The following is a 14,214-nucleotide window of genomic DNA, read 5'->3' on the forward strand; positions in this document are numbered from 1 at the left end:
ACCGGCGTTCCAGCGGTTATGCTCCAGACTCACTGGCTCAACAGGACGGCGCGTGACAGCTCTGAACCCCCTGCAAACACTCTGGCTGACCGAGACCGTGCGCCTGCGCGAGGAACACGCGGGCGCCCTGGAAGACCAGGAAGCCAATCGCCTGGCCCGCAGCGCCGGCGGCGATTTGCCCACGCGCATTCAAAACCGCGCGCTGTGGCTGGCCGAACGCGATGGCCTGACCGCCGCCCTGACCCGCTGGCTGCAAGGTGCGCGCCTGGCGCTGATCCTGCTGGCGGCAGTCGCCATTATCAGCGGCGCCGGCCTGGCGTTTGCCGCGCTGGGCAACGGGTTGGCGCCGGTCAATGTGTTCTGGGCCCTGGGCAGCCTGCTGGGTTTGAACCTGATCCTGTTGTTGAGCTGGGCCCTGGGCCTGTTGTTTGCCGGTGAACACAGCGCCAGCCTCGGCCGCCTGTGGTTATGGCTCAGCGAAAAACTCGCCCGCGACGCCAAGGCCGCGCAACTGGCGCCCGCCCTGCTGCTGTTGCTGCAACGGCGCAAACTCAATCGCTGGGCCGTCGGTGTGCTGGTCAACAGCCTGTGGCTGCTGGCCCTGCTCAGCGCCCTGGTGATCCTGCTGACGCTGTTGGCCACCCGGCGCTACGGCTTTGTGTGGGAAACCACCATCCTGCGGGCGGACACCTTTGTCGCCGTGACCCAAACCCTCGGCGCCCTGCCCGCCTTGCTCGGCTTCAATGTGCCCACTGTCGAGATGATCCGCGCCAGCGGCGATGCCGCCCTGAATATCGAAAGCGCCCGCCAGGCCTGGGCCGCCTGGCTGGTGGGCGTGCTGCTGGTATACGGCATCCTGCCGCGCCTGATCCTCGCGCTGCTGTGCCTGTGGCGCTGGAAACGCGGGCGCGCCGCCCTGAGCCTCGACCTTAACCTGCCCGGCTACAGCCAACTGCGTGAACGATTGATGCCCAGCAGCGAACGGCTTGGGGTCAACGATGCGGCGCCCGAACAGTTGCACCACGTAACCGGCGGCGTCAGTGAACTGGAAAGCGACGGCGCCCTGCTGGTGGCCATTGAGCTGGACGACCAGCGCCCATGGCCGCCGAAGCTCCCGGCCAGTGTCAAGGACGCCGGCATCCTCGACAGCCGTGAATCCCGCAACAAGCTGCTGGAGCAACTCACCCGCTTCCCGCCCGCACGCCTGGCCATTGCCTGCGACCCGCGGCGCTCGCCGGATCGCGGCAGCCTCGCGCTGATTGCCGAACTGGCCCGCAGCGCCACCGCCACTCGGGTCTGGCTGCTGCAAGCGCCCGCCGGCCAAGCCCTGGATGCTGAGCGCCTGGGTGATTGGCACACGGCCTTGCAACAACTGGAGATACCGTTCGCCGATTGCGCGCCGCTCACCTGGCTGGAGACCGGTCATGACTAAGCCCCTGAAACTTGCGGTGGTCGGCCACACCAACGTCGGCAAGACCTCGTTGCTGCGCACGCTCACGCGAGACGTCGGCTTTGGTGAAGTCTCCCATCGTCCCAGCACCACCCGGCATGTCGAAGGTGCGCGCTTGTCGGTGGACGGCGAAGCCTTGCTGGAGCTGTACGACACGCCGGGCCTGGAAGATGCCATCGCCCTGCTCGATTACCTCGAACGCCTGGACCGCCCCGGCGAACGCCTCGACGGCCCGGCACGGCTGGCGCGTTTTCTGGAAGGCAGCGAGGCCCGGCAACGCTTCGAACAGGAAGCCAAGGTGCTGCGCCAACTGCTCGCCTCCGACGCCGGGCTGTATGTGATAGACGCCCGGGAGCCGGTGCTGGCCAAGTACCGCGATGAGCTGCAAGTGCTGGCCAGCTGTGGCAAGCCGTTGCTGCCGGTGCTCAATTTTGTCAGCAGCGCCGACCACCGCGAGCCGGACTGGCGCGAAGCCCTCGCCCGCCTCGGCCTGCACGCGCTGGTGCGTTTCGACAGCGTCGCGCCGCCGGAAGACGGCGAGCGCCGGCTCTATGAAAGCCTCGCCCTGCTGCTGGAAAACTCCCGTGGGCAACTGGAACGGCTGATCCTTGATCAGGAAGCCCAGCGCCAGGCCCGCCAGCAAAGTGCGGCGCGGCTGATCGCCGAACTGCTGATCGACTGCGCCGCCTGCCGCCGCAGCGTGGTCAGCGAAGCCGAGGTAGAACAGCAAGCCATCAGCGAACTGCGCAAAGCCGTGCGCCAGCGCGAACAGCGTTGCGTGGAAGCCTTGCTCAAGCTGTTCGGCTTCCGCCCGCAGGACGCCGCCGCCAGCGATTTACCGCTGCTGGACGGGCGCTGGGGCGATGACCTGTTCAACCCCGAGACCCTCAAGCAACTGGGCGTGCGGGTCGGTGGCGGTATCGCAGCCGGCGCGGCGGCCGGTGCAGGTGTGGATCTACTCGTAGGCGGCCTGACCCTCGGCGCCGCCGCCCTCGCCGGAGCCATCGCGGGAGGCGCGCTGCAAACTGCCCGCAGTTATGGCAGCCGCCTGCTGGGCAAGATCAAGGGCCAGCGCGAGCTGACCGTCGACGACAGCGTGCTGCGCCTGTTGGCCCTGCGCCAGCGGCAACTGCTCAAGGCCCTGAACCTGCGGGGCCATGCGGCGATCCACAGCATCAAGGTCGACACGCCACAGGACAAGACCTGGCGCGAAGGCAAATTGCCCGAAGCCCTGAACAAGGCCCGGGCTCATCCGCAATGGTCGTCCCTCAACCCGCACCCCAAATTGAGCCAGGCCGAACGCCAGGAACAGATCGAAGCCCTGGCCCAGCGCCTGGACGAGACCTAAGCCGCCAACAATTGCCGGGCCTTGGATTTCAACACTTCAAGGTCCAGCACCGGCACGTGCATTTCCTTGGCTTGTTCATCCCAGTGACGCATGCGCAGACTGACGGCGCACAGCGGGTCCTGCTCGAACGCTTGGGCTTCCTCGGCGGTCATCACGCCGCCCTGGTAACCCAGGGTGCGGCGGCTGGCCTCGCTCAACCGCGCGTAGTAGTCCGGCTGGCTGAAGGTCAGGTAACGCTTGGCCTGCACGTGGTATTCCACCAGTTTTGCCAGGCGCTCGCTGAAGCCCGCCCGGCGCAGATAATCGGCGCCCAGCCGTTCATGGCTGACCACACCATAACCGCCCATGTTCTCGCCACCTTGGCCGCAGATATGCCCGATATCGTGGAAGAACGCTGCCAGCACCACTTCATCATCGAAGCCCTCAGCCATGGCCAACTGCGCAGCCTGGGACATGTGCTCGATCTGCGAGACCGGTTCGCCGATGTAGTCAGCCGTGCCGTGCTGTTCGTAAAGGCCGAAGACCTCGGCGATTGCCTGCTCTGCGTTCATCACGCGCTCCCCCACAACTCTGTGATATTGCGCTCCGCCATCGCCGGCCCAACGCTCATGCCCACGCCGGTGTGCATCAACGCCGCGCTCACCCCCGGCGCCGCCCGCGTGAACGAGAACGGCCCCGGCCCACGGGAACCATAGACGCCCTGCCAGCGCTCCACGACCTGGATCTTGCAGCCCAGGGTATGTTCGGCCAGTTCGATCATCCAGTTGTCCACCTGTTCGGCGTTGAACGGGGAAGGATCGCTGCCGTAATGGTGGGAATCCCCGATGATCAGTTCGCCATAGGGTGTCGGGCTGATCAGCAGGTGAATACCGTTTTCATGCAGGTGCGGTACATCCCGCAGAATTTCGGCCTGTACCGGCGCGGCTTCCGGCAAGTCGGCGAAGGCGCCGTAGTGCACGCAGCTGAGGCCGGTCAGCAGCGCGTGTTGCAGGTTCAACTCCACCACTGGCCGGGCGCGCAGCATTTGCAGGCGGCAGATTTGCGGGTTGAGTTCGGCAATCTGCTCGGCCAGCAGCGTCTGGTAGTCGTGACCGGAGCAGACAATGATCTGCTCGCCGCGAAAGGAGCCGGCAGTGGTGTGCACCTGGCCGGGCTCGATGTCGCGCACCAGGGTGGAGAAATGAAACTCCACGCTCAGTTCGCGGCTGAGGTAGTTGATCAGCGCCGGGATAGCCTCGCGCGAATACAGTTGTTGATCATCCAGGCCGTGAAGCGCAGCGCGGTGATGGGCGAACTGGCCACCGTACAGCTCGTGCAGGGCGGCGCCTTGCAGCAACTTGACGCGATAACCGTGTTCTTGCGCGCGACCGGCGCAGAAGGCTTCAAGCAAGTGTTCTTCGGCTTCGGTGCGGGCGAACAAATAAGAGCCGTTGCGCTTGAGCTGGATGCCGGCGAGTTGCGCCCACTGGCCCCAGATTTCGCGGCTTTCCCGCGCCAGGTCGAGCATCGGCCCGGGCGGCTGGCCGGTGACCAGTGCCTGGCCGAAGTTGCGCACGGAAGCACCCAGCGGGGTGGCGCTGCGCTCGAAGACCTTGACCTTGAGGCCGCGTTTGGCAGCGGCAAAGGCATGGGACAGGCCGAGGATGCCGGCGCCGATGATCAGCAGTTGTGTCATGAAGACCTCTCGTTCCCACGCTCCGCGTGGGAATGCATCCTGTGACGCTCCGCGTCACGACTACAAAAGCGGACGCAGAGCGTCCAGAGCAGCGTTCCCACGCAGAGCGTGGGAACGATCGGTGGTTATTGTTTTTCCGACTTGCCGTCATAGCGCTTGCGCCATTCGGTCAGGATGCTGTCGCGGTTTTTCGACGCCCAGGCAAAGTCATTCTTGATCAACCGCTGCTCGTAGTCCGCCGGCAACTCGGTCTGCGGCTTGGCGATGCCCGGCTGGGCCAGTACCGCGAAGTTTTCCTTGTACAGCTCCATCGCCGCGGGGCTGGCGGAGAAGTCGGCGAGTTTCTGTGCCGCGTCTGCGTGGGCAGTGCCCTTGATCACGGCAGTGGCTTCGATATCCCAGCCCAGGCCTTCTTTCGGCAGGATGATGTCCAGCGGTGCGCCCTGGCGCTTCAGCTGAACGGCCGGGTATTCGAAGGAAATGCCGATCGGGAACTCACCCGAGGCCGCCAGCTTGCAGGGTTTGGAACCGGAGTGAACGTACTGGCCGATGTTCTGGTGCAGGTCGTCCATGTACTGCCAGCCCTGCTTCTCGCCGAAGGTCTGCAACCAGGCACTCACATCCAGGAAACCGGTGCCGGACGAGGCCGGGTTGGGCATCACGATCTTGCCCTTGTACTCAGGCTTGGTCAGGTCCTGCCAGCTCACCGGCTTGCTCAGGCCCTGCTTTTCGGCTTCGACGGTGTTGAAGCAGATGGTCGCAGCCCACACGTCCATGCCGACCCAGGCCGGCGGGTTGGCGGCGTCGCGGTAGTTCGCACCGATCCTGCTCAAATCTGCCGGTGCGTAGTTTTGCAGCATGCCCTGCTGATCGAGAATCGCCAGGCTGGAAGCTGCCAGGCCCCAGACCACATCAGCCTGCGGGCGGGCTTTTTCGGCAAGCAGCTTGGCGGTGATGATGCCGGTGGAATCGCGCACCCATTTGATCTCGATGTCCGGGTTAACCTTTTCAAAGGCCTGTTTGTAGGTCTTCAATTGCTCGGCTTCGAGGGCCGTGTACACGGTCAACTCGGTCTTGGCGGCGAAGGCATTCAGGCTGAACGCAGTGAGCACAGCAGCGGCTAACGCCAGGGGCTTGAACATGGTGCAGTTCCTTTATGGGTGAATTATTGGCCGGGCGCGGTTTGGCGCCAGGCCTGGGAGCGGCGCAACAAGCCGCGTGAGGCCCACGCCAGCAGCAAGGACACGCCCGCCGAGGTGAACAGGATCAGGGTCGACATGGCCGCCGCACCGCCGACGTTGCCGGCGTCGTCCATGTTCAGCACGGCGACGGCGGCGAGGATGGTGTCGGGGCTGTAAAGGAAGATCGCGGCGGAGACGGTGGTCATCGCCGAGACGAACAGGTAGCGCACGATGTCCAGCAGCGCCGGCAGGCAGATCGGCACGGTGACCCGCAGGTAATGGCGGTACAGCGGCGCCTTCAGGGACAGCGCGGCGGCTTCGAACTCGGCGTCCAACTGACGCAGGGCCGTGGTGGCGGTCATTTGGGCGGTGGTCAAATAGTGAGCAATGGTGCACACCACCAGCAGCGTCATGGTGCCGTAGAGCACATGCAGCGGGTTGCCGTTGAGGTTGAAAAAGAACACGTAGCCCAGGCCCAGCACCAACCCTGGCACCGCCATCGGCACGAAGCTGAGCATGCGCAGCGCCAGGTTCAGGCCCTTCTGGCCCCTGGTCTTTTCCATCAGGTAGGCGCCGGTAAAGATCAGCACGCTGCCGATCAATGCAGTGCGCAGGGCCATGGTGATGCTGTTGCGGTAGGCCAGCCAACCGCCGCCGGCCGTGTCCTCGAACTGGTAGTGGGCCAGTGAAAGCGACAGGTTGTAGGGCCAGAACTTCACCAGCGACGAGTAGACCGCCATGCCGAACACCAGCAACAGGATCGCGCAGATCAGCAGGACGATGGCCAGGTAGCAGCCATCCCGCAGTTTCGACGGCGCCGGCTGGAACACCTGGGCGCGGCCGCTCATGGAGTCGCCATGACGGCGGCGCAGCCAGGCGTCAACGCCGAAGCTGAACAGCGCCGGCAGCAGCAGGACCATGCCGATCAAAGCACCGCGGCCAAATTGTTGCTGCCCGACCACAGCTTTGTAGGCTTCCAGCGCCAGTACTTGATAGTCGCCACCGACTACCACGGGCACGCCGAAGTCAGTGATGGTCAGGGTGAACACCAGGCAAAACGCGGCAAACACGGCCTGGCGCGTCGCCGGCCAGGTGATGCTGCGAAACGCCCGGGCGGGACTCGCGCCCATGCTCGATGCGGCGTCAAACAAACGTGCATCCGCCAGGGAAAGCGCCGACAACAGGATCATCAAGGCATGGGGAAAGGTGTAGATCACTTCGCCGAGGACGATGCCCCAGAAGCCATAGATGTTGTCCGACAGCAGCCCGCGCAGCATGCCCTGGTTACCGAACAGGTAGACCAGCGCAATCCCGGGCAGCATCGACGGTGCCATCAACGGCAGCAGCGACATGCCGCGCCAGATCGCCTTGCCCGGAATAAGCGTGCGTTGCAAAGCGTAGGCAAACAGATAAGCCAGTGGTACGACGATGGCGGCAACGCTGCCGGAAACCTTCAGGCTGTTACCGAGCAACCAGTGGAAATTGTCGCTGGTGACCAACTCCCGCGCCGCCACCAGGCCACCGCCCTGCCCGGCTTCACTGCTGAAGCCGCGCCAGAAGATCGCCAGCAGCGGCATCAGCACGGCGACGCCCAGCAGGCACAGCCAGAGCAGCTTGCCGCCGACTACAAAAATACGGTCGCCGAGTTCGGCACGGGAAACCTGACAAGCCACGTTATCGGGTATCGGCAGAGTCATATCGCGGGCCATCTCAGGCAAACACCTGCAGGCTGCGCGGGGGCAGCGCGACCCAGATGTCCTGGGCGCCAAGGCGCGGCATGGCTTCCGGGGCCAATTCGGCCAGCAGCGGATGGCCGGGCAGTTGGTCCAGCTCGAAGCTCATGCGGCAGCGGTTGCCGAGGAAAGTGATCTCGCGGACCTTGGCCGGGAACAGGTTTTCTTCATGCACTGGCGGGTTGACGCTGATGGCTTCCGGGCGGCAGAACAGACGGCCCGATTTCGCGACGCCTGCGTTGTCCGCCAGGCGCATGTTCATGCCGCCAACCTGAGCGTGGCTGGCGCTGTTGCGACTGAACGGCAGCCAGTTGCCCTGGCCGACAAACTCGGCCACGAACGGTGTGGCCGGGCGGTCGTAGATTTCCTGGGGCGTGGCGTACTGCTCGACCTTGCCGTTGTTCATCACGGCAATGCGGTCGGCCATCAGCATGGCCTCGTCCTGGTTGTGGGTGACCATCAGGGTGGTGATGCCCAGGCGACGTTGCAGTTGGCGCAGCTCGGTGCACAGATGCTCGCGCACCCGGGCGTCGAGGGCCGACATGGGTTCGTCCAGCAGCAGCAAGGACGGCGCCGGCGCCAGGGCGCGAGCCAGTGCCACACGCTGTTGTTGGCCGCCGGAAAGTTGGCCGGGGTATTTCTTTTCGCTGCCCACCAAACCCACCAGTTCGAGCATCTGCCCGACACGCTTGCGCACTTCATCGCGGCCACTGCCGGTGAGGCCGTAGCCGATGTTCGCTTCGACGGTGAGATTGGGAAACAGCGCGTAGGACTGGAACAGAATGCCGTAGTCCCGTGCCTGGGGTGCCAGCAGGGAAACATCGCGGTCGCCGAGGTACAACTCGCCGCTGTCCTGGCGTTCCAGGCCGGCGATGCAGCGCAGCAAGGTGGTCTTGCCGCAGCCCGACGGGCCCAGCAGGCACACCAGTTCGCCGGCGGCGACGTCCAGGGACACGTTATCCAGCGCGGTGAAGGCGCCGAAGCGTTTCTGTACACCGCGCACCTTCATTGGCGCGCCGGGATTAGTCATGGCTGTGTTCATGGAGCACCTCATCAAACTGATGAAGGTCATCCTAGGCAGGCAATGCGTCCCTCTTGTGGCAGAAAGGCAAAACGTGGCGATAGTGGTATTGGTGGATTTGGGTTGTGCCGACAGATTGTTCCTACGCTCTGCGTGGGAATACATCCTGTGACGCTCCGCGTCACGACCTTAAGAGCGGACGCGGAGCGTCCAGGCCGGCATTCCCACGCAGAGCGTGGGAACGATCAGAGAGGGGACATTTCCTGGGCCAACCCCAGGAAAGCCGCCGGCAACCGCGCGCCCTTTCGCTCTTTGAGGCAGTACAAATACTCGGGAATCTGCGGCGCACTCTCGATGGTCAGCACGCGCAATTGCGGGTCGTGGGGCACTTCCTGGCGGGCAATGATGCTGATGCCGATATTGCGCAACACCGCCTCACGGATCGATTCCCGGCTGCCGATCTCCAGCAGCGGCCCGTAACTCACTCCGGCGCCCTGCAACATCTCTTCGGTCAATCGACGGGTGGTCGACCCCGGCTCGCGCATCAGCAAGGTATGCCCGGCCAGCGCGGTCAGCGGTACATGCTCAAGCACCGCCAGCGGATGATTGCGATGCACCGCCAGCACCAGCGGGTCCATGCCCAGTACCCGCCGGATCAGGCGCGGGTCTTCAAGCAATTGGGACGAGGCGGCGACGTCGACGCGGTAGTCATCCAGCGCTTCCAGCACCTGCTGGGAGTTGCCGATCTCCACCGAAACCTCGACCTGCGGCAGCCGCTCGCGGAAGGTCTTGACCAGGTCGAGGATGTAATAAGGTGCCGTCGCGGCAATCCTCAAGGCCCCTTGTACCTGGCCACTGTTGCGCAGGAAAAACTCGATGTCCGCTTCCTGCTGCAACAGCGCCTTGACCATCGGCAACAGCCGCGCGCCTTCGTCGCTGACGGTCAGGCGGCGCCCGCCACGGTAGAACAATTCCACCGAGTACTGGCTTTCCAGGTGACGAATCTGGGTGGTCACCGTGGGCTGGCTGAGCCCGAGCTTTTTCGCCGCCTGGGTAATGCTGCCCAGGCGGGCGACCATGTAAAACGCCTTCAGCTCGGCACTCAGCACACCACCCTCTCATCGACTATTTGCGCAGCAGGCGCAGACCATTGAATACCACCAGCAGGCTCACGCCCATGTCGGCGAACACCGCCATCCACATGGTGGCCATCCCAAGGAAGGTCACCGCGAGGAAGATCGCCTTGATCACCAGGGCCAGGGCGATGTTCTGCTTGAGGATACTCGACGTTTGCCGCGACAGCCGAATGAATGCTGGAATCTTGCGCAGGTCGTCGTCCATCAGGGCCACGTCGGCGGTCTCGATGGCGGTATCGGTACCCGCAGCAGCCATGGCAAACCCGATCTCGGAACGGGCCAGCGCCGGGGCGTCGTTGATGCCGTCGCCGACCATGCCGACCCGGTGGCCCTTGGCGTAGAGCGCTTCGATGGCTTGCAGTTTGTCGGTGGGCAACAAGTCGCCCTGGGCCTGGTCGATACCCACCTGATCGGCGATCGCCTTGGCCGTGTGGGTGTTGTCGCCGGTCAGCATCAGGGTCTTGATGCCCAGGTCATGCAACTGCTGGATGGCTTCGCGGCTGGTGTCCTTCACGGTGTCGGCCACGGCGAACAGCGCCAGCGGGCCGGACTTGTCCAGCAGCAGGACCACGGACTTGCCTTGTTTTTCCAGGGCGAAGAGCTTCTTCTCCAGGGCCGGCGAGCACAGGTTCAGCTCTTCCACCAGACGGTGGTTGCCCAGGTAATAGATCTCTCCATTGATCTCGCCCTTCACACCGCGCCCGGTCAGGGCCTCGAAGTTATCCACAGTGTGCACGGTGAGGTTTTTGTCCACAGCCGCGTTGGCGATGGCCAGGGACACCGGATGATCGGAGCGCCCGGCCAGGCTCGCGGCCAGAGCCGGTGCGCTGTCTTCCATGTTCGGGAACAGCGCCAGGTAATCGGTTTGCACCGGCTTGCCGTGGGTGATGGTGCCGGTCTTGTCGAGGGCCAGGTAGTCGAGTTTGTAGCCACCCTCCAGGTACACACCGCCCTTGATCAGGATGCCTTTGCGCGCCGCGGCCGCCAGGCCGCTGACGATGGTCACCGGGGTGGAAATCACCAGTGCACATGGGCACGCGACCACCAGCAATACCAGTGCTCGGTAGACCCATTCAAACCACACACCGCCCATGAACAGCGGCGGAATCAACGCCACACCCAGGGCAAAGATGAACACCGCCGGGGTGTAGACCTTGGCGAAGGTGTCGACAAAACGCTGGGTTGGCGCGCGGGCGCCCTGGGCCTGTTCCACGGCGTGGATGATCCGCGCCAGGGTGGAGTTGTTGGCGGCTGCAGTGACTTTGTATTCCAGGGAGCCGGCCTGGTTGATGGTGCCGGCGAAGACTTTGTCGCCCACGGTCTTTTCGATCGGCAGGCTTTCACCGGTAATCGGCGCCTGGTCGATGGTGGACTGGCCGGAGGTGACTTCACCGTCGAGACCAATACGCTCGCCGGGACGAACCCGCACGATGGCACCCAGTTCGATGATTTTGACATCCTGTTCAACCCAACTGCCGTCGGCCTGACGAACCGTGGCCTGTTCCGGGGTCATCTGCATCAAGCCACTGATGGCATTGCGCGCGCGGTCCAGGGACTTGGCTTCGATCAGTTCGGCCACGGTAAACAGGAACATCACCATCGCGGCTTCCGGCCACTGGCCGATCAGGATCGCGCCGGTCACGGCGATGCTCATCAGGGCGTTGATGTTCAGGTTGAGGTTCTTCAGGGCAATCCAGCCCTTTTTATAGGTGGTGAGGCCGCCGCTGAAGATCGAGATCAGCGCGACCAGGGCGATCACCCACGTCGGGGCTGCGTTGGTGAAGTGCAGCACTTCGGCGCCTAACGCACCCACGCCGGACACGGCCAGCGGCCACCAGTGCTTCTTCGCCGGCGGCTCAGCCGGGGCGACGCCTTCTTCGATGGGGTCCGCCTGCATGCCCAGGGACTTGATGGCGTCGATGATCGGCGCGGTCGTCGGCAGGTCGTGGGTGACGCCCAGAATGCGGTTGATCAGGTTGAATTCCAGCTGCTGCACACCCGCAAGCTTGCCCAGTTTGTTCTGGATCAGCGTCTGCTCGGTGGGGCAGTCCATGGCTTCGATGCGGAAGGTGCTCAGCCGCGAGCCCGCTGTCGGGGCTTCGGTCAGCTTCACCAGCGCCGGCGCGGCCTTGCTGGAACAGCAGGAATCGCCATGGCTGCCATGGTCGTGCTTCTGCACAGGTTTGAGCTTGGGGCCGTGATCGTGCGCGTGGTCATGATCATGGTCGTGCTTGTGCGGGGTGTGGATGGAATCGCTCATTCTGTCGCGTCCGTAAAGGTGCCTGTTGCCAAGTAAAGACCCTGTAGCCACTATAGGGTCAAGCATCCTTTAGGAGATTGCTGCGATGAAGATCGGCGAATTGGCAAAATTGACGGATTGCCAGGTGGAAACCATCCGTTATTACGAGAAAGAAGGCCTGCTGCCGCCGCCTGCGCGCAGTGACGGTAATTACCGGCTGTACACCCAGGCGCACACCGAACGGCTGGTGTTTATCCGCAACTGCCGCAGCCTGGACATGACCCTTGAGGAAATTCGCAGCCTGCTGGGCCTGCGTGACAGTCCTCAGGACCAGTGCGAAAGCGTGAACGCATTGATCGACGAGCATATCCACCACGTCAAGGCGCGGATCGACGGGCTGCTGGCGTTGCAGGAACAGTTGCTCGACCTGCGCCAGCGCTGTGGCGGCGGGCCGGATCTGGATCAGTGCGGGATTTTGCAGCGGCTGGAAGTCAGCGGGAGTGTCGCGGCCAGCGAGGCTGAGCCCTCACATGTGGGCAGAAGCCACGGGCATTGAATGTGTACACAAAAAAATGTGGGAGCGGGCTTGCTCGCGAAAGCGGTGTGTCAGCCACTGAATGTGTTTCTGATACACCGTATTCGCGAGCAAGCCCGCTCCCACATTTGGACCGAGATCGCTTTTAGATCGCTACATCGGCCTTGATGCTCGGATCAGCGTCATAGCCCACGATTTCAAAGTCTTCGAATTTGTAATCGTAGATCGACGCGGGTTTGCGCTTGATCACCAGTTCCGGCAGCTTCTTCGGCGTGCGCGCCAGCTGGGTCTGGATCTGTTCCATATGGTTGCTGTAGGCATGGGTGTCGCCCGTGGTGACGATGATCTCGTGAGGGATCAGGTCGCACTGCTGGGCCAGCATATGGGTGAGCAACGCCAGGGCCGCGGTGTTGTACGGCAGGCCGAGGAATACATCTGAGCTGCGGATGTACAACTGCATCGACAGATGACCGTCATGCACAAACGCCTGGTACAGCAGGTGGCAAGGTGGCAGCGCTTGCTTGCCGTCCCGGGCGTTCTGCTGCGGGCTTTTGGTCTCGTCCGGCAGGTACTCGACGTTCCAGCCGTGAAACAGGATGCGGCGGCTGTTGGGGTTGGTCTTCAGCGTCTCAACCATGTAGTCGATCTGATTGATCTTGCCGCCGTCCTTGGTGGGCCACGCGGTCCACTGCTCGCCGTACACCGGGCCCAGGTCGCCGTCTTCGGTGGCCCATTCGTCCCAGATACGCACGCCATTTTCGTTCAGCCACTTGATGTTGGTGTTGCCACTCAACATCCAGATCAATTCGTTGGCGATGCTTTTGAAGTGAAGCTTCTTGGTGGTCAGCAGCGGGAAGCCGTCGGCCAAGCTATGCCGAAACTGACGGGCAAACACGGCCTTGGTGCCGGTGCCGGTGCGGTCGCCCTTGGTCAGGCCATTGGTCACGACATCGTTCAGTAGTTCGAGATATTGCTTCATGTGTATACCTGTATCGTTGAAGCCGGGACCCTCGGGCCCCGGCGTTCGAATTTAAAGCGCGGTGTTCTTGATGCCTTGCGGGCGATTGTAAGCCCACCACAGCAGGCCCAGGCCGGCGATGATCATCGGCAGGCTGAGAATCTGACCCATGGTCACCCAGCCCCACGCCAGGTAGCCCAGTTGCGCATCCGGCACCCGTACGAACTCGACGATAAAGCGGAAGATCCCGTAGAACAACGCGAACATCCCCGAAACGGCCATGGTCGGGCGTGGCTTGCGCGAGAAGATGTAGAGGATCAGGAACAGCGCCACGCCCTCCAGGGCGAACTGGTACAGCTGCGAGGGGTGGCGCGGCAATTGCGCCGGGTCGCTGAACGGCGGGAACACCATGGCCCACGGCACGTCAGTCGGCTTGCCCCACAGTTCGGCGTTGATGAAGTTGCCGATGCGCCCGGCACCCAGGCCAATCGGCACGAACGGCGCGACGAAGTCCATCAACTGGAAGAACGACTTGCCGTTACGCCGGCCAAACCACCAGGCGGCGATCATCACCCCCACAAACCCGCCGTGGAACGCCATGCCGCCCTTCCACACCTCGAAGATCAGCGTCGGGTTGGCGATGTAGGCTGGCAGGTCGTAGAACAGCACATAACCCAGGCGTCCGCCGACGATGACCCCCATCGACATCCAGAACACCATGTCGGAGAGCTTCTCCTTGGTCCAGGTCGGGTCGAAACGGTTCAGGCGCCGGGAAGCCAGCAGCCAGGCACCGCCGATGCCGATCAGGTACATCAACCCGTACCAGTGGATTTGCAGCGGACCGATGGCCACGGCCACCGGGTTGATCTGCGGGTAAGGCAGCATTGCGACTCCTCATTAAATCAATAGTCATGGCGCATCGGACCATGCCGGTGCGC

Annotated in this window: 12 protein-coding genes; 3 read left to right on the forward strand and 9 right to left on the reverse strand. The window is 63.5% G+C overall.

All coding sequences use genetic code 11. The features are described from left to right. The first annotated feature begins 52 nt into the window (after positions 1-52). Both HX807_RS14155 and HX807_RS14160 read left to right on the forward strand, forming a co-directional pair. A complete protein-coding gene (locus HX807_RS14155; RefSeq protein ID WP_177020253.1) occupies positions 53-1,432 on the forward strand; it encodes a DUF2868 domain-containing protein in 1,380 nt (459 codons plus the stop codon). After that, positions 1,425-2,798 (forward strand): DUF3482 domain-containing protein, encoded by a 1,374-nt coding sequence (locus tag HX807_RS14160; RefSeq protein ID WP_134327481.1) that lies wholly within the window; start codon positions 1,425-1,427, stop codon positions 2,796-2,798. Before HX807_RS14155 ends, HX807_RS14160 begins: the two co-directional genes overlap by 8 nt. On the opposite strand, the gene HX807_RS14165 is transcribed toward HX807_RS14160, so the two are convergent. The 7 genes from HX807_RS14165 to HX807_RS14195 all read right to left on the reverse strand — a co-directional run bounded on the left by HX807_RS14165 (position 2,795) and on the right by HX807_RS14195 (position 11,804). Next, on the reverse strand, positions 2,795-3,349 hold the full coding sequence (locus HX807_RS14165; RefSeq protein ID WP_177050272.1) for a phosphonate degradation HD-domain oxygenase: 555 nt from the start codon (positions 3,347-3,349) through the stop codon (positions 2,795-2,797). The genes HX807_RS14160 and HX807_RS14165 overlap by 4 nt on opposite strands. Continuing rightward, positions 3,349-4,473: a TIGR03364 family FAD-dependent oxidoreductase gene (locus tag HX807_RS14170; RefSeq protein WP_177050274.1), complete on the reverse strand. Its 1,125-nt coding sequence runs from the start codon at positions 4,471-4,473 to the stop codon at positions 3,349-3,351. The genes HX807_RS14165 and HX807_RS14170 overlap by 1 nt, the downstream gene beginning before the upstream one ends. A gap of 125 nt (positions 4,474-4,598) precedes the next feature. Continuing rightward, a complete protein-coding gene (locus HX807_RS14175) occupies positions 4,599-5,615 on the reverse strand; it encodes a putative 2-aminoethylphosphonate ABC transporter substrate-binding protein (protein ID WP_102604111.1) in 1,017 nt (338 codons plus the stop codon). A gap of 23 nt (positions 5,616-5,638) precedes the next feature. Next, positions 5,639-7,363 carry a putative 2-aminoethylphosphonate ABC transporter permease subunit gene (locus HX807_RS14180; RefSeq protein WP_177050276.1) on the reverse strand — a complete coding sequence of 575 codons (1,725 nt, stop codon included), beginning with the start codon at positions 7,361-7,363 and terminating at the stop codon, positions 5,639-5,641. A 1-nt stretch (position 7,364) separates the two neighbouring features. After that, entirely contained in the window at positions 7,365-8,441 is a 1,077-nt protein-coding gene (locus HX807_RS14185) for a putative 2-aminoethylphosphonate ABC transporter ATP-binding protein (protein ID WP_177050337.1), read from the reverse strand. A 212-nt stretch (positions 8,442-8,653) separates the two neighbouring features. Further along, entirely contained in the window at positions 8,654-9,517 is an 864-nt protein-coding gene (locus HX807_RS14190; RefSeq protein WP_177050278.1) for a LysR family transcriptional regulator, read from the reverse strand. A 16-nt stretch (positions 9,518-9,533) separates the two neighbouring features. Continuing rightward, positions 9,534-11,804: a heavy metal translocating P-type ATPase gene (locus HX807_RS14195; protein WP_177050280.1), complete on the reverse strand. Its 2,271-nt coding sequence runs from the start codon at positions 11,802-11,804 to the stop codon at positions 9,534-9,536. Between the two features lie 85 nt (positions 11,805-11,889). Between HX807_RS14195 and cadR the strand changes: the two genes are divergently transcribed. Beyond that, positions 11,890-12,339: a Cd(II)/Pb(II)-responsive transcriptional regulator gene (cadR, locus tag HX807_RS14200; RefSeq protein ID WP_017476559.1), complete on the forward strand. Its 450-nt coding sequence runs from the start codon at positions 11,890-11,892 to the stop codon at positions 12,337-12,339. 124 nt (positions 12,340-12,463) lie between these two features. On the opposite strand, the gene HX807_RS14205 is transcribed toward cadR, so the two are convergent. Both HX807_RS14205 and lgt read right to left on the reverse strand, forming a co-directional pair. Further along, positions 12,464-13,297, reverse strand: coding sequence for a thymidylate synthase (locus HX807_RS14205; protein ID WP_003213821.1), 834 nt, complete (start codon positions 13,295-13,297; stop codon positions 12,464-12,466). 51 nt (positions 13,298-13,348) lie between these two features. Further along, positions 13,349-14,161 (reverse strand): prolipoprotein diacylglyceryl transferase, encoded by an 813-nt coding sequence (gene lgt / locus HX807_RS14210; protein ID WP_003213823.1) that lies wholly within the window; start codon positions 14,159-14,161, stop codon positions 13,349-13,351. Between the last annotated feature and the right edge of the window lie 53 nt (positions 14,162-14,214).

The organism is Pseudomonas sp. D8002 (genome assembly GCF_013385695.1).
GTDB lineage: Bacteria > Pseudomonadota > Gammaproteobacteria > Pseudomonadales > Pseudomonadaceae > Aquipseudomonas.

Coding starts and splice junctions, on each gene's coding strand:
- HX807_RS14180 (WP_177050276.1), bottom strand. CDS start 7,363: ATGGCCCGCGATATGACTCTGCCGATACCCGATAACGTGGCTTGTCAG.
- HX807_RS14175 (WP_102604111.1), bottom strand. CDS start 5,615: ATGTTCAAGCCCCTGGCGTTAGCCGCTGCTGTGCTCACTGCGTTCAGC.
- HX807_RS14205 (WP_003213821.1), bottom strand. CDS start 13,297: ATGAAGCAATATCTCGAACTACTGAACGATGTCGTGACCAATGGCCTG.
- HX807_RS14160 (WP_134327481.1), top strand. CDS start 1,425: ATGACTAAGCCCCTGAAACTTGCGGTGGTCGGCCACACCAACGTCGGC.
- HX807_RS14185 (WP_177050337.1), bottom strand. CDS start 8,441: ATGAGGTGCTCCATGAACACAGCCATGACTAATCCCGGCGCGCCAATG.
- HX807_RS14165 (WP_177050272.1), bottom strand. CDS start 3,349: ATGAACGCAGAGCAGGCAATCGCCGAGGTCTTCGGCCTTTACGAACAG.
- lgt (WP_003213823.1), bottom strand. CDS start 14,161: ATGCTGCCTTACCCGCAGATCAACCCGGTGGCCGTGGCCATCGGTCCG.
- HX807_RS14195 (WP_177050280.1), bottom strand. CDS start 11,804: ATGAGCGATTCCATCCACACCCCGCACAAGCACGACCATGATCATGAC.
- HX807_RS14170 (WP_177050274.1), bottom strand. CDS start 4,473: ATGACACAACTGCTGATCATCGGCGCCGGCATCCTCGGCCTGTCCCAT.
- cadR (WP_017476559.1), top strand. CDS start 11,890: ATGAAGATCGGCGAATTGGCAAAATTGACGGATTGCCAGGTGGAAACC.